This is a genomic window from Pseudomonas sp. LBUM1668 (assembly GCF_059695715.1).
This window is the reverse complement of the sequence record NZ_CP166787.1, coordinates 3,909,506-3,927,362: the sequence shown is the minus strand read 5'-3', so window position 1 is coordinate 3,927,362 and position 17,857 is coordinate 3,909,506. Positions and strand designations below refer to the sequence as shown.

Annotated in this window: 13 protein-coding genes; 5 read left to right on the top strand and 8 right to left on the bottom strand. The window is 60.5% G+C overall.

Annotated elements, in window-relative coordinates; genetic code table 11:
- Positions 1-95 precede the first annotated feature (95 nt).
- The 4 genes from ACA061_RS17690 to ACA061_RS17675 all read left to right on the top strand — a co-directional run bounded on the left by ACA061_RS17690 (position 96) and on the right by ACA061_RS17675 (position 8,789).
- Positions 96-4,565: a hemagglutinin repeat-containing protein gene (locus ACA061_RS17690; RefSeq protein ID WP_497299757.1), complete on the top strand. Its 4,470-nt coding sequence runs from the start codon at positions 96-98 to the stop codon at positions 4,563-4,565.
- A gap of 186 nt (positions 4,566-4,751) precedes the next feature.
- The gene (locus tag ACA061_RS17685; RefSeq protein WP_047300659.1) at positions 4,752-5,243 is read left to right on the top strand and encodes a sigma-70 family RNA polymerase sigma factor; all 492 of its coding nucleotides are present in this window, start codon (positions 4,752-4,754) and stop codon (positions 5,241-5,243) included.
- A 37-nt stretch (positions 5,244-5,280) separates the two neighbouring features.
- Complete coding sequence (locus ACA061_RS17680) at positions 5,281-6,264, top strand: FecR family protein (protein WP_210699677.1); 984 nt, start codon at positions 5,281-5,283, stop codon at positions 6,262-6,264.
- Between the two features lie 98 nt (positions 6,265-6,362).
- The gene (locus tag ACA061_RS17675; RefSeq protein WP_497299756.1) at positions 6,363-8,789 is read left to right on the top strand and encodes a TonB-dependent siderophore receptor; all 2,427 of its coding nucleotides are present in this window, start codon (positions 6,363-6,365) and stop codon (positions 8,787-8,789) included.
- A 966-nt stretch (positions 8,790-9,755) separates the two neighbouring features.
- Here the strand turns inward: ACA061_RS17675 and ACA061_RS17670 are convergent.
- A complete protein-coding gene (locus ACA061_RS17670; protein ID WP_150605330.1) occupies positions 9,756-10,907 on the bottom strand; it encodes an MFS transporter in 1,152 nt (383 codons plus the stop codon).
- Positions 10,908-11,202: 295 nt separating this feature from the next.
- On the opposite strand from ACA061_RS17670, the gene ACA061_RS17665 reads away from it, so the two are divergent.
- Positions 11,203-12,183: a diaminopimelate epimerase gene (locus ACA061_RS17665; protein ID WP_497299755.1), complete on the top strand. Its 981-nt coding sequence runs from the start codon at positions 11,203-11,205 to the stop codon at positions 12,181-12,183.
- Positions 12,184-12,339: 156 nt separating this feature from the next.
- On the opposite strand, the gene codA is transcribed toward ACA061_RS17665, so the two are convergent.
- The 7 genes from codA to ACA061_RS17630 all read right to left on the bottom strand — a co-directional run bounded on the left by codA (position 12,340) and on the right by ACA061_RS17630 (position 17,788).
- Positions 12,340-13,587 (bottom strand): cytosine deaminase, encoded by a 1,248-nt coding sequence (gene codA, locus ACA061_RS17660; RefSeq protein ID WP_210553141.1) that lies wholly within the window; start codon positions 13,585-13,587, stop codon positions 12,340-12,342.
- A gap of 14 nt (positions 13,588-13,601) precedes the next feature.
- Positions 13,602-14,873, bottom strand: a complete 1,272-nt coding sequence (gene codB, locus ACA061_RS17655) for a cytosine permease (protein WP_150605327.1) — start codon at positions 14,871-14,873, stop codon at positions 13,602-13,604.
- Between the two features lie 250 nt (positions 14,874-15,123).
- Positions 15,124-15,936: an alpha/beta fold hydrolase gene (locus ACA061_RS17650; protein ID WP_210553139.1), complete on the bottom strand. Its 813-nt coding sequence runs from the start codon at positions 15,934-15,936 to the stop codon at positions 15,124-15,126.
- A gap of 199 nt (positions 15,937-16,135) precedes the next feature.
- On the bottom strand, positions 16,136-16,492 hold the full coding sequence (gene queD, locus ACA061_RS17645) for a 6-carboxytetrahydropterin synthase QueD (RefSeq protein WP_007915588.1): 357 nt from the start codon (positions 16,490-16,492) through the stop codon (positions 16,136-16,138).
- Positions 16,493-16,555: 63 nt separating this feature from the next.
- Positions 16,556-16,768, bottom strand: coding sequence for a helix-turn-helix transcriptional regulator (locus tag ACA061_RS17640; protein ID WP_497299754.1), 213 nt, complete (start codon positions 16,766-16,768; stop codon positions 16,556-16,558).
- A 44-nt stretch (positions 16,769-16,812) separates the two neighbouring features.
- Positions 16,813-17,307, bottom strand: coding sequence for a hypothetical protein (locus ACA061_RS17635; RefSeq protein ID WP_497299753.1), 495 nt, complete (start codon positions 17,305-17,307; stop codon positions 16,813-16,815).
- A gap of 256 nt (positions 17,308-17,563) precedes the next feature.
- On the bottom strand, positions 17,564-17,788 hold the full coding sequence (locus ACA061_RS17630) for a hypothetical protein (RefSeq protein ID WP_497299752.1): 225 nt from the start codon (positions 17,786-17,788) through the stop codon (positions 17,564-17,566).
- Between the last annotated feature and the right edge of the window lie 69 nt (positions 17,789-17,857).

Here is a 17,857-nt window from a genome sequence, read left to right as displayed (position 1 = left end):
ATGCAGTGAACAAACAGCCGTCGGATCTGAGCGCGACAGCCACGGCCAACACCAAAACGCGCGACGTGATGCCGTACTTACATGGAGACGTTTTTATGCCAGCACATACCTTTGCATTTCATCTTTCCCCACGGGGCAAATTGCGCTGGGCGATCGCCAGCCTGTTCTTCGCCGTGCACCTGCCGAGCGCTTTGGCCGGTGGTGTAGTCGTCGCTCCCGGACCGGGCGGCACGGCGCAATTGCAGACTCAGGGCGGTGTGCCCATCGTCAATATCGTCGCGCCCAACGGCTCGGGCCTGTCGCACAACCAGTTCCTCGACTACAACGTCGACCGCCAGGGTCTGGTGCTGAACAACGCCTTGCAGGCCGGGCAATCGCAACTCGCCGGGCAACTGGCAGCCAACCCGCAACTGCAAGGGCAAGCGGCGAGCGTGATCCTCAACGAAGTGATCAGCCGCAACCCGTCGGCCATCAACGGCGCACAAGAAATCTTCGGTCGCGCCGCCGATTATGTGCTGGCCAACCCCAACGGCATTTCGGTGAATGGCGGCAGTTTCATCAACACGCCGAACGCCAATCTGGTGGTCGGTCTCCCGGAGTTGAACGACGGCAAACTGCAAGCCCTGAGCACCCGTGACGCCAGCGGCCAGTTGCAGATTCAGAGCGGTGGCCTGCGTAACGGCGAGGGCTCGATCAACCTGATCGCCCCGCGTATCGACAGCCAGGGCGCGCTCAATGCCCGCGACCAATTGAACCTCACCGTCGGCCGCAATCAGGTCGATTACGCCAGCGGCCAGGTGAAGGCTGTGGACCCGGCAGGCAACACCACCGATCAACGCATCGACGCCAGCCTGTTCGGGGCGATGCAAGCCGGACGCATCAATATCGTCAGCACCGCCGAAGGCGCTGGTGTGCGAGTGGGCGCAGTACAAGTGGCCGGGCGCGATGGCGTGCAGATTCGTTCTGCCGGCGACCTCAGCGTCAGCGGCGATGCCGTGGCGAACAGTCTCGAGGTGACGCGCGCCGGCATCCGCAGCAGCCAGGGCGATGTCGGTCTGCACAGCGGCAAGGACCTGACATTGGCCGCCACCGATGTCAGTGGCCGTGACGTTAGCGTCGATGCCAAGCGCAACCTGACCCTGAGCACGGTCGAAAGCCGCAAGCTCCAGGAAAAACGCGAAAACTGGAGTAACAGCACCATCGGCATCACGTGGGAAACCTACGACCGTAGCCAAACCGACAGCGAGTCGCGTCAGCACGGCAGCCAGATCATTGCCAGCCGCGACGCGACATTGTCCTCCGGCAAAGACACTCAACTGCATGCAGCAAAAGTCGAAGCGGCGAACAATCTCAGCGTGCAAAGTGGCGGTGATCTGCGTCTGACCGCCGCCACCGAAAGCCACACCCAGACCGATCAGGGCAACCATCGCAAACACCTGTGGAAGGCCAACTGGAACACCAGCAGCGAAGAGCAGCGCAGTGTCAGCAGCCAGTTGAAGGCTGGCAACATCGCCCTGCAAACCGCAGCGCTGTTGCGTTCCGAAGGCGCCGAGTTGAACAGCTCGGGCGACCTGCAACTGGCCGGCAAACAAGTGGAAATCACCACGGCCACACGCACCGATCGCAGCAACGACAATCGCTATTCCGGCGATCTGGTTGGCGGTGGTTTCTTTGGCAAAACCGGTGATGCCGACAAGGGCCAGACCCAGCATCAGGGCAGCAAGGTCAATGCGGCGGGCAAATTGATCGTCAAGGCTGACGACGTCCGTATCAGCGGCAGCCAGGTCCGTGGCGGCACCGACGCGAGCGTGATCAGCGACAAGGGTTCGCTGATCGTCGACGGCGTGCAGGACACCTCGCACAGCAACAATCATGACAAGGACAGCAAGTTCTTCGGCATCAGCAAAGACGAGTCGCGCCAGAACGCCAAGGACAGCACCACGGTGCGTAGCGAACTGGTGTCCGACAGCAATCTCAAGCTCAAAAGCGCCAAGGACATCGAAGTGGCCGGCTCGACCGTCAAGGCGGGCGGCGCGCTGACGGCGGACGCGGCGGGGGATGTAAACGTGCATTCTGCGCAGAACAGCCACGACAGCAGCACCACGACTGAAACCCGTGGCTTCGGCGCCTACGCCAAAGAGCAAACACCGGAGCAATATCGCGCCGGGATTCATTACGAAGACAAACAACAAACCGTGACCCGCAACGACGTCACGCAGCAAGGTTCCAGCCTCAGCGGCGGCAGCGTACAAGTGAAGGCGGGCGGTGACGTGACCCTCAAGGGCGCGGACGTTAAATCCACCGCTGGCGACACGACGTTGAGCGGTAAAAACGTGTCGTTGCTGGCCGAGCAGGACAGCCACAAAACCACCACCGACACGTCCAGCACTGGCGGCGGTTTCTATTACACCGGCGGCCTCGACCGCGCCGGCAGTGGCATCGATTTCGCCCACAGCACCTCGCAAGACACCGGCAGCAAAACCACTGCGCAAACCACCAGCGTGCAGAGCAGCGGCGGCCTGACGATCAACGCCGACAAGCTCGCCACCGAAGGCGCGCAAGTGAAGGCTGGCAACGGTCTGAACATCGCGGCCAACGAAGTCGATAACCGCGCGGCCAGCAACACCGAAAGCAGCACTCACAACCAGAGCAACTGGTCGGCGGACATCGGCGCCAACGTCGAGTACAAAGACATCGCCCGGCCTATCGCTGGTGCGGTTAAAGATGTGCTGAACGCCAAGGTGCCGGACAAGGATGCACTGGCCAATCTCGGTCAGCCGAACGTCGGTATCGACGTCGCGGTCGGTCACGGCAGCGGCGAAAAAACCGAGCAAGGCAGCAATGCTGTGGTCAGTCGTTTTGACGGCGGCACTGTCGACATGAACGTCGCTGGAACCCTGCACGACCAAGGCACGCAGTACAACGCCAGCGCCGGTAAAGTGAACATCAGCGCCGACAAACTGGTCGCCGATGCCGCGAGCAATACCCACACCAGCACCGACAGATCGGTGGATGCCAAAGTCGACGTGCGGGTCTACACCAAAACCGGCGAAGACGTGAATGTCGCCGGTAGCGGCGCGGGTGGCAGCAGCCAGTCGAGCAAGGACAGTTCCACGGCGGTGGTCGGCGCTTATGCCGGCGGCCAGGGTGTGAACATCAAGGTCGGTGGCGACGCACAGTTCGAAGGCAGCCGTTTCGAGGGCGGGCAGGGCGGCGTCAGCGTCAAAACCGGCGGCGATCTTGCGCTGAATCAGGCCAACGATCGCCAGAACAGCAGTGACGCCAGTCTGCGCGGCAATGGCTCGCTGACGGTTGGCACCTTGCCGGGCACCGACGGCACCAACGTCGATCTCGGCGCCGGTTTCCAGCTCGATCACAGCACCAAGCAGACCACTGACACTCAGGCCCACGTCGCAAGCATCACCGGCAACGGCCCCGTACAACTGAGCAGCGGCGGCAATCAGGTCCAGCAAGGCACGACGATCGACAGCGCTGGCGCTATCGATCTGCATGCTGACGGCAAACTCGATCTGCAAGCGGCGACCAACACTCACACTGCCACCGGCAGCAATCTAGGCGGCGGTTTGAAGGGCGGCGGCAGCAAAACCAGCAGCGAGAAGAGCCGCGATCAGGGCGGCAATCTCAGTGGCAATTTCAACATCGGTCGGGTCAATGAAAACTCACAAACGCTGACCGGTGGCCAACTCAACAGCCAGAGCGGGATCACCCTGAGCGGTGACGCTGTTCATCTGCAAGGCACGCAAATCAGTGCACCAAACGTCAACGTCGATGCACAGAAGGGCGGCTATGTTCAGGAGTCGGCACAGTCCACTGAAAGCCGTAACAACTGGAACGTCGCATTGAATGCCGGCGGCAACCTGAGCAGCAAGAAACCGACAGCCGCCGATGAGCAGGCCAGCAGCGACCACGGTTTCAATGCCGGGGCCAAGGTTGGCGTGGATTACCTGCAGGGCACCACGCAGCAGAACAGCCAGATCAAGGCTGACAGCGTGGTGTTGAACAGCGCAGGTGATGCAGAGTTGGCTGGCGCGCGAATCGATGCGAAGACTGTCAGCGGGAATGTCGCAGGTGATTTGTCGGTTGCCAGTCGTCAAGACTCGAAGACAAGCGCCAAGGTTGACGTGGATCTGGGCCTGACCGCCAAGAAGAACCCACCGAACGACAAGGAAAAACCCGCCGGCACCGACTACAAGCCAACGCTGAAAGCCCAAGGTGAATACGCGCACAAGGACAGCGTCGCGCAGGTGTCCGGCATCAGCGCCAGTCAAGGTGTAAACCTGAATGTGGGCGGCGCGACACAACTGACCGGCGCTCGGATTTCGGCGAGTGAAGGCACGGTGGGGCTGGGTGGTTCGAAGGTCAGCAGCACCGATCTGAACAACCACGATTACGGCATCAAGGCTGGCCTCGATCTGCCACAAAAAACAGAGGAAAACGCTCCAAAGGTTTCCCTTGAAAACGGCAACCTCAAAGTCGGCCCGGTCACCTTGAGCGGGCATCTCGATATCCAAACCCTGCAGGCCGGAATCGACGAAAAAGGCTGATCCCGACACTCCCGTGTAGGAGCTGCCGCAGGCTGCGATCTTTTGCTCTTGGAAAACCAGGATCAAAAGATCGCAGCGTGCCGCAGCTCCTACAGGGGAATTTGCTTATGATCGGAATGATTTGCCGGTCTTAATAGTAACCATTACTATTCACGCCCCTTTCCTCAGCACAACATCCATACCCCCATGCGTCCCCGCAGACCCGGCTTTTTCGAGCATTACGAAGAGTTGATCGGCACCTGGACTCGCCGCCTGCGCAATCGCGCGCAGGCCGAGGATCTGGCGCACGACACCTTTGTGCGGGTGCTTGAGTCCGATTCGGCAGAGGTGCAGCAACCCCGGGCGTATTTGCACCAGACCGCGCGCAATATCGCGGTCGATGGCTATCGGCGGGAGGATCGGCGCGGCGCCATGGAGTCGGAGGCGATCGATCACAGTGCGTCGTCATCCGGCGACCCGGAGCATTACATGCATGCGATCCAGTTGGCTGACTCCATCGAACGAGCGCTCGCGGAGCTGCCGGTCAATTGCCGGAAGATTTTTGTCTGGCAGAAGATCGAAGGCCTGACCCAGGCGGAAATCGCAGAACGCCTGGGGCTGTCCAAGAACATGGTCGAAAAGTATATGATCCGCACCCTGCGGCATCTGCGTGATCGACTGGACGGGTTGCAGTCATGAGCAGCAACTTTTCATCCCCGGCCAAACAGGACATTCCATGATGGATACTCGTGATTGCGCGTGCGGGCAAACGACGGTGCGCGATGACGCGGCTCGCTGGTTTGTGCGTTTGCAGGAGCCGGCCGTGAGTGCCGACGAGCAGCAGCGCTTCGACGCCTGGCTGAATCAACATCCGCAACACCGCGATGAATTTCAACTGCTGCAAGGGCTGTGGACGGCGGCTGACCTGCTGCCGGCGCCACGCCTCAAAGCCCTCGCTGAAACCCCACCGGCGCGCCGTGAGCGACGTCCGCTGCTGCGTTATGCGGTGGCAGCCAGTGTGCTGGCGGTGGCGCTTGGATTGGGACTGTTCAGCGGCCTCAATCACCCCGGAAGCTACAGCGCCGAGTTTTCTACCGTGCTCGGTGAGCGCAAGCATGTGGCATTGCCGGACGGCTCGGTGATCGACCTCAACAGCCGCAGTCGCTTGCAGGTGCATTATGAAAAGGATCGCCGGCTCATCGAGTTGAGTGAAGGCGAGGCGATGTTCAGCGTCGAGCACGACGCCTCGCGACCGTTCGTAGTCGAGGCCGGCAGCGGCAAGGTCACGGTCACCGGTACGCGCTTCGATGTGCGCCGCGATGTGACGCAGACACGCGTGGCGGTGGAGCAGGGCACGGTGAAGGTGCAGGGACACGATGCGCCGGACAATGAATTTATCAACCTGACCGCCGGCCTCGGCACCCACGTCGATGCGCAAGGTAAAGTGGCGGCAGCCTACGCCGTCAACCCGGCGGAGCTGACGGCGTGGCGCGGCGGCAAACTGGTGTTCAACAACGCCCGCCTCAGCGAAGTGGCCGCCGAAGTGTCGCGTTATCGCGAGAAGCCGCTGACCGTCAGCAACCCCGGCGTGGCCAATCTACGCCTCACCAGCGTGTTCAAATCCGACAACACCGACGCCTTGCTCAAGGCCTTGCCGAACATTCTGCCGGTGGCCATTCGCACCCTCGCGGATGGCAGTCAGGAAATAATTTCAAAATAACATTCAGGTTTTTTTCGAGTTCATCGTCTTCCTGTTCAACTGCAACTGGTTTGCATTAACAGCCGCACACTCTTGCGATCCACAGGACTACGTTCGACGTGAAAACCACCATTGCCAATAACAAAAAATCCCCTTGGTTGCCGCTGGCCCTCGCGCTGGCGGTCAACGCTGCCGTGCCTTTGGCATTCGCGGCTGAAGCTATTCATATTCGCGCGCAGCCGCTGGGTCAGGCCTTGAGTGAGCTGGGCCAGCAAACCTCGCTGCAAGTGTTTTTCAGCCCGGACCTGGTCGCCGGCAAACAAGCCCCGGCAGTCGACGGTGATCTCTCGCCAGAACAGGCGCTGCGCCAATTGCTGCAGGGCAGCGGTCTGGATTATCAGATCAACGAAGGCTCGGTGACGCTGTCACCCGCCGCGACTTCTGCCGCCACCAACGGCCCGCTGGAACTGGGCGTGACCGACATCAAAGTGGTCGGCGACTGGCTCGGCGATGCGAATGCGGCCGTGGTGCAAAACCACCCCGGCGCGCGCACGGTGATTCGCCGCGAAGCGATGGTCGAGCAGGGCGCAATGAACGTCAGCGACGTGCTCAAACGCGTGCCCGGCGTGCAGGTGCAGGACTCCAACGGTACCGGCGGCAGCGACATTGCCTTGAACGTTGGCGTGCGCGGTCTGACGTCGCGTCTGTCGCCACGCTCCACCGTGCTGATCGACGGCATACCGGCAGCGTTCGCGCCGTACGGTCAACCACAACTGTCGATGGCGCCGATCTCCTCGGGCAACCTCGACAGCATCGACGTGGTACGCGGTGCCGGTTCAGTGCGTTACGGGCCGCAAAACGTCGGCGGCGTAATCAACTTCGTCACTCGCGCGATCCCGGAAAAAACCACTGGCGAGATCGGCACCACGCTGGAAACCACTCAGTACGGTGGCTGGAAGCACATCGACACGGCGTTCCTCGGCGGCACCGCCGACAACGGCATGGGCGTGGCGCTGTTGTACTCGGGCGTCAACGGCCACGGCTACCGCGAGCGCAACAACGGCAACGACATTGATGACGTGATCTTGAAGACGCACTGGGCGCCGACCGATCAGGACGATTTCAGTCTCAATTTCCATTACTACGACGCCAGCGCCGACATGCCCGGCGGCCTTACGCAGAAGCAGTACGACGACAATCCGTATGAGTCGGTGCGTGATTACGACAGCTTCAGCGGTCGGCGCAAGGACGTGTCGTTCAAGTGGATTCGCCAGATCGACGAGCGCACCCAGGCTGAAGTGCTGACCTACTACACCGACAGTTTCCGTGGCAGCACCATCGCCGCTCGCGACCAGAAAACCCTCAGCTCGTATCCGCGCTCTTATTACACCTTGGGCATCGAGCCGCGTGTGTCGCGCGTGTTCGACGTCGGCCCGACCACCCAGGAAGTCAGCGTCGGTTATCGCTATCTGAAAGAGGCGATGCACGAGCAGTCGAGCCGACTGGCGCTGGTCAACAACCAGCCTGTCGTCACGCCGACTTCAGACGGCCACGTGTTCCAGGATCGTACCGGCGGCACCGAGGCCAACTCGGTTTACATCGACAACAAAATCGACGTCGGCAACTGGACCATCACGCCGGGCATTCGCTTCGAGCACATCAGCACGGATTGGCATGATCGCGCCGTGCTCGACACGGCCGGCAGACCGGTGCCAGAGAAAAACCGCAGCATCGAAAGCAATGAACCGCTGCCAGCGTTGAGCGTGATGTATCACCTGTCAGATGCGTGGAAGCTGTTTGCCAACTACGAAACCTCGTTCGGCAGCCTGCAATATTTCCAGCTGGGGCAGGGCGGCTCGGGCGATAGCACCGCCAACGGTCTGCAACCGGAAAAGGCCAAGACCTACGAGATCGGCACGCGTTACAACGATGACGTGTGGGGCGGGGAAGTGACGCTGTTCTACATCGACTTCGACGACGAACTGCAATACATCAGCAACGACGTGGGCTGGACCAACCTCGGTGCGACCAAGCACCAGGGCATTGAAGCGTCGGTGCACTACGACATGGCGGCATTGGACCCGCGCCTTGATGGTCTGACCGCGAATGCCGGTTTTACGTATACCCGTGCGACCTATGAAGGTGAGATTCCGGGGTTCAAGGGGCGTGATCTGCCGTTCTATTCGCGTCAGGTGGCGACGGTTGGTTTGCGCTATGAGGTTAATCGCTGGACCTACAATCTCGACGGTTTTGCCCAGTCGAAACAGCGTTCGCCGGGTACTGGTGTGAATGCCGATGGTAGTTTTAACGGTAACTACATCACTGACGGCACGGCGGATGGGCAGTACGGTGATATTCCGGGTTATGTGACTTGGAACGTGCGCGGTGGTTATGACTTCGGGCCGCAGGTGTCGAATCTGAAGCTGGGCGCCGGGGTGAAGAACGTCTTTGACAAGCAGTATTTCACGCGTTCCAGTGATAACAATTCGGGGATGTATGTGGGGGCGCCGCGGACGTTTTTTGTGCAGGCTAGTTTGGGGTTTTGATTGATTGGTTGATTGGGTGAATATCCGTTGCTGCGGTGATGGCTACTTAGGGTTCCGCCCTTACGGCGGGTCACTTTTTCCAGACGCCGAAAAAGTAACCAAAAAGGCTTTGCCCTGACGTTCGGCCCTCGCTGTGGCTCGGGTTCCTTCGCTGCGGAATTGATCCGGGGGCATCGCCTCCGGTTTGCTGCGCTGCACCTCCTCTCGATGTGTTTGGCTGCGCCAAACGGTCGCTGCGCTCCCACCCCCGGATCAATCCCTCCACTCAGCCTGCCGACGGGCTTCCAGATCAAGATCAAGAGCTGCACTCGAGCTAACGCTCATTGTGTTGAGTGGGGCGGACTTCGCCGCATGGGGTGTTCGCAAATCAAAATTGTGGGAGCTGGCTTGCCAGCGATAGCGGCCAGCCAGCCGACCAGGCTCTGGCGGGTGTACTCGATCCCATTGTGGGAGCGAGCCTGCTCGCGAAGGCGGCCTGACAGCCGACCAATCTCAGGCAGATGTAATCAACTCACCTGTAGGAGCTGCCGAAGGCTGCGATCTTTTGATCTGCTTGGCTTTGGCTTTGGCTTTGGCTTTGGCTTTGGCTTGGGTTTTTGATCTTCTGCCCCTTCGGCAGGCCGAGCGAAGGTGTTCATCCGGGGGTTAGGCGCGCAGCGCCGTGCGGCGTAGCCGCATACATCGAGAGGAGGTGCAGCGAAGCAAACCGCAGGCGACTGCCCCCGGATGGACACCGTAGCGAGGGAACACTGAGCCTAAGCGAAGTGCCGTACGCCGGGGCAAAGCCTTTTGGGTTACCTTTTCGGCGTTTGGAAAAGGTGACTCGCCGTAAGGGCGAAACCGCCAGCGGCAGCACCCGCAGCAACGGATATGCCCCCAAACCCCACAACCCCCAAAAAACAAAATCAAAAGACCGCAGCCTTCAGCAACCCCCACACAGTTCGGGATCTGGCAGGTGCACTCGGTTCAGACCTTCAACACCTTCCCACCAATCGCCACCGCCACCAACAACACCGCCATCAACCCAAACGCAAAACTCAAACTGCTGGCATGCGCGACAAACCCAATCACCGCCGGCCCCGCCAGAATCCCCGCATAACCCAACGTAGTGATCGCCGGCACCGCAATGCTTTCCGGCATCACCGTCTGCTTGCCCACCGCCGTGTACAGCACCGGCACAATGTTCGAACAACCGGCACCGACCAGCGCATAACCGACCAGAGCGAGTTGCCAGCTTGGCGCGAACGTCGCCAGGAACAAGCCTGCCGCCGCCAACAAACCACCAAACAGAATGATCCGCGTCGCCCCGACACTGCGCACAATCCGGTCGCCCATCAAGCGGCCGGCGGTCATGGTCAGGGCAAATGCCGCGTAACCCAAACCCGCATACGCCGTGTCGATCCCGCGTTCCTGAGCGAGGAACACCGCACTCCAGTCCAGCGCCGCGCCTTCGGTGAGGAACACGATGAAGCACATCCCGCCGATAAACAGCACGATGCCGTGAGGCACCGCGAATGCAGGGCCCGAGCTTTCGCTGCCATACGGCAACATGTGCGGGACGCATTTGAACAATGCGCCGATCAGCACCGCAACCACTACCAGCATCGCACCCAGCGGCGACAGACCGAGGCCGAGCAGGGCGCTGACGCCCGCCGCGCCGACAATACCGCCGAGGCTGAACAAGCCGTGAAAACCCGACATCATGTTCTTGCCGCTGGCGCGCTCGACGATCACCGCTTGCAGGTTCACCGTCGAATCCACCGTGCCCAGCCCGGCGCCGAACATGAACAGCGTGGCGATCAGCGCCGGAACCGACGACACAGTCGCCAGCAACGGCAACGCCGCGCAGATCAGCAACGTGCCGCCGGTGGCCACGCGTCGGCAACCGAACCGCGTCGCGAGAATCCCCGCCAATGGCATCGCCAGAATCGAACCGACCCCGAGGCACAACAGCAACAATCCCAGCGTGCCCTCATTGAGCCCGGCGCGGGCCTTGGCGTAAGGCACCAGTGGCGCCCACGCGGCAATACCGAGGCCGGCGATGAAAAAAGCGATGCGCGTGGACATCTGTTGCAAGCGTCCGGGGACGAACGTGTCTTGGGGGTTGAGGCTGGTCATATCGATCCTTGGCAAAAATACATCGCGTCCCCGAGGGACAGTGATTGAGCGTCGAGGTTCGATCACAGGTACTCGGAGCCGTTTAGTCGACATCCTAACCTGTGCCGAACACCACACATCGCGATTTGTTCGACCCAGCACCGTACCCATGTAGGAGCTGCGGCACGCTGCGATCTTCTGATCTTGATTTTGAAGATCAGAATCAAAAGATCGCAGCCTCGTTTCACTCGAATGCTCCTACAGGAGATCGTGGTTTAGAGTGAGATTCTCGATAACGGGAATACAAGGACAGGTGATGACGCAGTTCTACGATGCGCGGGGCAATATCTACGGGGTGGTCGCGCCTGAAGTATTGCGTGAAGCGGGGATTGATTTGCCAGCGAATGCGACCGATTGTGCGTCATCGCGCAAGGCATGGAGTGAGGCGGCCATCGCGCTGTGCTGTGACTGGCCCGAAGGTCAGCGCCCGCCGAACAGTAAATCCCACCGCAGCGACGGCTTGCTGATCGGCCCGTTCCAGAACTCGCCGCCGTTTGACGTACTGATCGTCAACACCGACGGCACTCTCGCCGAGCGCAGTGGCAATGGCTTGACGATATTCTCGCAAGCCCTGACCGAACAAGGGTTGATGCCGGAACAAGGGGCGCTATTAAGCGTCCATCACGACAAGGGTGATGCGCTGGAGACTTCGGTAAAACCGGCGGAAGTCGAAGGTGTGAAAGGTTTCTGGCTCGATCTCGGCCAACCCGGATTCGGCGCGGGTGCGGTCGGAGCGCTCAACGTTGGAAGCGGCGAGTTCTATGGGCGTGCCGTAAGCCATGTGCAGCCCTTGGCGCAACTCGATCCGGCGTGGCACCACAGCCAGTTCGTGCGCATCGGCAATCCGCATTGTGTGACGTTGCTGACAGACGCTGGCGCATTGCCGAGTAACGAGCAAATGCGCGAATCACCGCTGAGCGAAGGCTTGACCCGAATCGCCTACGCCATGCCGACCGGCGCGGGAGTTCCGTGCCCGGCGGGTGTAAACCTGCAATGGGCGGTGCGCGAGTCCGGGCAGCGGATCGTCGCCCGGGTGTTCGAACGCGGCGAAGGGCCGACCGCTTCCTCGGGTACCAGCGCCAGTGCGGTGGCCTGCGCGGCGTGGCGAGTTGGTTGGGTCGCTGCTGGGCAAGTTCACGTGGTGATGCCCGGTGGCACGGCGCCGATTTTGCTTGAAGAAGAGCACGGGGAATTGGTCGGCGTCAGATTGTTTGGTACGGCGCGATTGATACGCTGAATCCGAAATTGCCATCGCTGGCAAGCCAGAACCCCACATTGGCGTGTTCAGCGCAAACCCCTGTAGGAGCTGCCGAAGGCTGCGATCTTTTGATCTTGTTTTTTACAATCAACCTCAAAAGATCGCAGCCTGCGGCAGCTCCTACAGGGAGCGTTGTCAGCTCAGATTGCTGCTGAACTCCACCACCGGCATCTGCCGCTTCATCAACACCTCACCGCCGCGAATCGAATACAGCGGCAAGCCCTGACTGCGGATGACTTCGTAATCGCTGTCCGCCGAGAGGATCAGCAGGTTTGCCGGTCGCCCCTGTTCCAGGCCATAACGCTCGCCCAGATTCATCGCTTTGGCGCTGTTGTCCGTCACCAGATCCAGCGCACTTTGCAGGTTGCGGTAACCGAGCATGTGGCAGATGTGCAGCCCGGCTTCAAGCACGCGCAGGATGTTGCCGTTGCCCAGCGGATACCACGGGTCGACGATCGAATCCTGGCCGAAACATACGTTCATTCCGGCTTCGAGCAGCTCATTCACGCGGGTCACGCCACGGCGTTTCGGGAAGTTGTCGAATCGCCCTTGCAGGTGAATGCTCTCGGTCGGGCACGAGACAAAACTGATCCCGGAATGGCCGAGCAGACGGAACAGTTTTGCGCAGTAGGCGTTGTCGTAAGAGCCCATCGCCGTGGTGTGGCTGGCGGTGACTAGCGACCCCATGTCACGGCTGCGGGCTTCTTCGGCGAGCACTTCGAGGAAGCGTGAATGCGGGTCATCGGTTTCGTCGCAGTGTACGTCGACCAAGCATCCGGTGCGCTCGGCCAGGTCCATCAGGAACTTCACCGAACTCACACCTTGATCGCGGGTGTACTCGAAATGCGGGATCCCGCCGACCACGTCCGCGCCCATGCGGATGGCTTCTTCCATCAGCTCTCGACCATTGCGGAACGACTCGATGCCTTCCTGCGGAAACGCGACGATTTGCAGGTCGATCAGGTGTCGACTTTCTTCGCGCACTTCGAGCATGGCTTTGAGTGCGGTGAGCTGCGGGTCGGTGACGTCGACGTGGGTGCGCACATGCTGGATGCCGTGAGCCGCTAGCGTCTGAATGGTTTTTTTTGCGCGGATCTTGGTGTCTTCTTCGGTGATGGTGACCTTGCGTTCGCCCCAGCATTCGATGCCTTCGAACAGCGTGCCGCTCATGTTCCAGCGCGGCTCGCCAGCGGTGAGGGTCGCGTCGAGGTGTATGTGTGGCTCGACGAAGGGCGGCACTACCAGATTGCCGCCGGCGTCAAGGTCTTCGGGGCCCAGGGTCGGGGCTTCGGTCTGGCGGGCGATGCTGCGTATCAGCCCGTCTTCAAGGTGCAATTCGTGCAAACCTTCCTGGTTGCGCAGTCGGGCGTTGATGATGTGCATCAGGCAAATCCTTCTTATAAGTCTTGAAGTGGCGCGCTGGCGCTGCGGGCGCCGAGTATTGCGGTGAAGATGACATACGTTAGCGCGGCAGCAGCGATCCCTACCAGCGGCGCGACCCATGGCGAGCTGAACGCCGCGACGGTACCGACCCCGTAGGCCCCGAGGCCCGGCCAGTTGAAGGCCGGCAGCCGTGCGTCGGCCAGACGCGGATAGCGCCCGCGCCAGCGGTAGAAGAAGTCGGCCATGATCACGCCGCCAATCGGTGGGATCACCGTGCCGAGCAGGATCAGGTACGGCACCAGCATGTCGTACATGCCCAGCAGGGCGAGCAGGGTACCGATCACCGCGCCAGCCAACGTCACGGTCTTGCGCCGCCCGGTGCGCAGCAGGTTGCAACCGGCGACGGCGAAGTTGTAGATGGTGTTGTCCTGGGTGCTCCAGATGTTCAGCAGCAACATCGCCATCGCGGCCATGGCGAAACCTTGCAACAGCAACACTTCAACCACGTCCGGTTGCTGATAGACGATGGCGCCGTAGGCACCGATCAGCACCATCAGGCCGTTGCCGATGAAGAACCCGATCAGGCTCGCCAGTACTGCAACTTTTGCCGAACGCGAGAAGCGCGTCCAATTGGTCGCCTGCGTCGCGCCGCTGACGAAGGTGCCGAACACCAGGGTGATGGCGGTCGACCAGTCCAGCGAACCACTGGGCACAACGCTCAGCAATCCCTCGAAACCGCCGACTTTCACCGTCGCCACCCACATCGACAGTATCAGCAGCAACATCATTGCCGGCACAGCGATGTACGACAGAATCTCCAGCCCGCGATAACCGACGTAGGCAGTGGCGCAGAACATCAGACCGAACAGCACCATCAACCCGAGGACCGTGGCCTCATCGAGGTTGAAATACTTGCCGATCACCACCGCCGCCGTCGCCGTGCCCCAGGCGTACCAGCCGATCTGGGTGAAACCGAGGATCAGGTCGCTGAGCTTGCTGCCGACTTCACCAAAGCAGAAGCGCCCCATCAATACCGAGTTGAGGCCGCTTTTGAAAGCGATGTAACCCAGGCCTGCCGCATACAAACCGAGCAGCAGATTGCCGACGATGATCACCGCCATCAATTCGGCGAAACCGAACGCCACACCGAGCTTGCCGCCGGCAAACATGGTCGCGGTGAAGAAGGTAAAACCCAGCAACACCATCGCCGTGGAGGCCAGGCCTTTGCGCGCATGCAGGGGGACTTCGCTGAGGGGGTAATCGTTGCCGGAATCGTTTTGCGTCATGGGGCGGTCCTTGCTGAAAGAGGAAGACGCGGGGAGGGTTGCAGTGGTCGTGCCAATCGCGGTTGGCGCGGTTATGTATAGACGAGTCAGGAATTTTCGGCTCGAAAGCAGTGCACCTGACGAAACCGAAGCCCTATGTAGGAGCTGCCGAAGGCTGCGATCTTTTGATCTTGTTTTTGGGGATCAAGGGCAAAAGATCGTCCGAACGCGGCCCGAGCCTTCGGCAGCTCCTACAGGGGAATTACTGGGCTCAGAGAAATCGCAGCAGGGCGGCGATAATGGCTTCAGGGGCGTCTTCCTGGACGAGGTGGCCGGCGTTGGCGATTGGGTGGAATTGTGAGCCGGGGATCATGTTGTGTAACGCGAGCCCACGTTCTATCGGGATCCACTGATCCTCTTCACCCCAGAGAATCTGCACCGGGCAACGGATCGCCGAGTACAAACTTTCAGCTTCACGGGTATAGCGCTCATCCATCTGCGCGATCTGCCGATAGAACGCCGCTTGGCCCGGATCGCCGAGCCAGGGCTGCACGTAGGGCGCCAATTCATCATCGGGAATCTCGCGGTGAATCGCCCCGCGAATATAGGTCGGCACGATGGCGCGCTGAATGTAATCGGGCAGTCCGCTGAAGGCTGCTTCATGCAGGCGTACATGCTGCACAAACGGCGAACCCCAGGGCGCCAGCGCCACCGGATCGATCAGCGTCAGGCTGCGGTAGTCCTTGCCATCGAGCAGATGCGTGCGCAACGCGGTGGCGCCGCCGAAGTCATGGGCGACCATGTCGGGACGTTGGATATTCCAGTGCTCAAGCAATTGCGCGAGGAGTTGGTTTTGTATGCCGAGGGACACATCCGCATCAGGTTGCTCGGAGCGCCCGTAGCCGAGCAAATCGAAATAGTGCACCCGGTGCGTGGCGAAAAAATGCGGCGCAATGCGGTGCCACACGTAGGAAGAGAAGGGCGTGCCATGCACAAACACCAGCGGCGGGCCGTCGCCGCGCACGGCATGACGTACCTGTCGGCCATGGAAATCAAAGACCTGATCGAGCAGCCAGTCCGTCATGGGCCTGTCCTCTTGGCGGGTTTGAGCCAAGAAGCATAGGCGTAAAAAAACAGCCGGGGCGGCTGTTCTCTATTTCCCTGAATAAACACAAATCCCCTGTAGGAGCTGCCGAAGGCTGCGATCTTTTGATCTTGGTTCTAACAATCAAAGTCAAAAGATCGCAGCCTGCGGCAGCTCCTACAGGGGGATCTGTGTTGGATCATTCGCCGCGATAGATGCAACCGCTGGTGCACGTTTCATGAATGCGGATCGCGCTGAGCTCCGGCAGCAGTGGCTTCATTTCATTCCAGATGAATTTGGCCAACACTTCGCTGGTCGGGTTTTCCAGACCGGGAATATCGTTCAGGTAGTTGTGATCCAGACGCTCGTACAGAGGCTTGAAAATCGCCTTGATCTCGGAGAAGTCGCGGATCCAGCCGGTGTGCGGATCGAGGTCACCGCTGAGGTGAAGCGCCACTTTGAACGAGTGGCCATGCAGACGCCCGCACTTGTGGCCGTCCGGGACGTGCGGCAGGCGGTGGGCGGATTCGAATGTAAATTCCTTGAAGATTTCCACGGTATGACCTGTAGGGCTTGATTTCAGAGGGTTCTGGTAGGTTGTCAGTCTCTGGTGTACTGATCAATGTACTGAATGGTCGTTGCTGGGGTTCAAATCGAGCATCCACTGCGAGATCGCAGACTGACGCCAGGCAACTGAGTTGGGGCCTATTCTAACCTGTTTTGGGAATGTGCCTTCCCTGATCCGGCGATAAACCGTATTACGACCGAGGCCGGTAGTGTGAAGCACCTCGTCGAGGCGCAGGAAGCGATCAATTTTTTCTGCTACTGCCATGGTGATGCTCCATGCCGCGCGTGGCGGCAGAAGGTGGTGATGGGTTATGCGCCGAGCTTGGCCAGAACTGCGTCGGCGACCTTCATGGCAGCCTGGGCATCGTTCACATAGGCAGGGTCGAAGCCGCCGCACAGGTGGATGGTCGCTTGGCAGGCGCGCAGGTTCTCGCGGTTGAGCTTTAGTGCCGCGACCAGCTCTTCGTGCAGCCCGCGTTCCTCCCGGCCGAGATCCCAGAATCGCTGGCCCCAGTGTCCAGCCGGTGGCGGGTTGTTGTTCTGAGCACCCAGAGCCAGCGCTCCGACCACTGCGTCCAGCAGGTCGCGCTTGTAGGCGTTGTCGCCGTCGATGCTCAGGCCACGCCGGCGCAGGGTGGAAACCACCTCGTTCAGGTCGAGTCCTTTGTCCTGCAGAACGATGTCGAGTTCTGGTTTTTCGGGGGTGTAGATGGTCAGGCAGAGCTTTGCGCCTTCAGGAAGGCTGGCGCTGATCTTCTCCAACGCATCGCTCGCAGTTTCGTGGAAGCGGTTCAGTGCGGACATACGAATACCTCGCCCGCCTTACACCGGCAGGCTGTTGAGTTGGGGGAGGGGTTACTGCTGAGCGCGGCGCTGGAAGTCAGTGCAGCGGACTATTACGGTCTGGCCGTCGTTCGAAAGCGGCGGCATGGTGCTGAAGGGAAGATGGCTGCAATTGCGGTGGGCGTGGTCACAGGTGGCGCACATGCCACCTTTGGGTTGATGGTTCATCGCCACGGCCCTCGGTAGATGTGCTGGAGCATGAACAGGGTGGCGAGGATCATAGTAGGTGCGCTCCTGCTTCGAGTAGGCCGTCGCGGTCTTGGCGCAGCGCTTCGTTCTCGGCGATCAGGGCCAGCACCGCCTCGGGCGTACACTCCTTGAGAAACTGCTCGTCACGGTGCAACAAGCCGGCATCCTCGATCATGCCCGCCCAGCCGTCCGAACGGATGACCTCGTCGCGGCAGCCTTCAGCCAGCTCTTTGAGTTTTGAATGGTCGCTCATGAGGTCACCGCTGCAACAGAGAGGAAGATCAAGCCCCAGAGGTAGGCGCTTATGGCTGCTGCTTTGAGC

Bases quoted from the DNA above. Each gene is read 5' to 3' on its own strand.
- ACA061_RS17690 (WP_497299757.1), top strand. From the start codon at position 96: ATGCCAGCACATACCTTTGCATTTCATCTTTCCCCACGGGGCAAATTG.
- ACA061_RS17685 (WP_047300659.1), top strand. From the start codon at position 4,752: ATGCGTCCCCGCAGACCCGGCTTTTTCGAGCATTACGAAGAGTTGATC.
- ACA061_RS17680 (WP_210699677.1), top strand. From the start codon at position 5,281: ATGATGGATACTCGTGATTGCGCGTGCGGGCAAACGACGGTGCGCGAT.
- ACA061_RS17670 (WP_150605330.1), bottom strand. From the start codon at position 10,907: ATGACCAGCCTCAACCCCCAAGACACGTTCGTCCCCGGACGCTTGCAA.
- ACA061_RS17665 (WP_497299755.1), top strand. From the start codon at position 11,203: ATGACGCAGTTCTACGATGCGCGGGGCAATATCTACGGGGTGGTCGCG.
- codA (WP_210553141.1), bottom strand. From the start codon at position 13,587: ATGCACATCATCAACGCCCGACTGCGCAACCAGGAAGGTTTGCACGAA.
- codB (WP_150605327.1), bottom strand. From the start codon at position 14,873: ATGACGCAAAACGATTCCGGCAACGATTACCCCCTCAGCGAAGTCCCC.
- ACA061_RS17650 (WP_210553139.1), bottom strand. From the start codon at position 15,936: ATGACGGACTGGCTGCTCGATCAGGTCTTTGATTTCCATGGCCGACAG.
- ACA061_RS17640 (WP_497299754.1), bottom strand. From the start codon at position 16,768: ATGGCAGTAGCAGAAAAAATTGATCGCTTCCTGCGCCTCGACGAGGTG.
- ACA061_RS17635 (WP_497299753.1), bottom strand. From the start codon at position 17,307: ATGTCCGCACTGAACCGCTTCCACGAAACTGCGAGCGATGCGTTGGAG.
- ACA061_RS17630 (WP_497299752.1), bottom strand. From the start codon at position 17,788: ATGAGCGACCATTCAAAACTCAAAGAGCTGGCTGAAGGCTGCCGCGAC.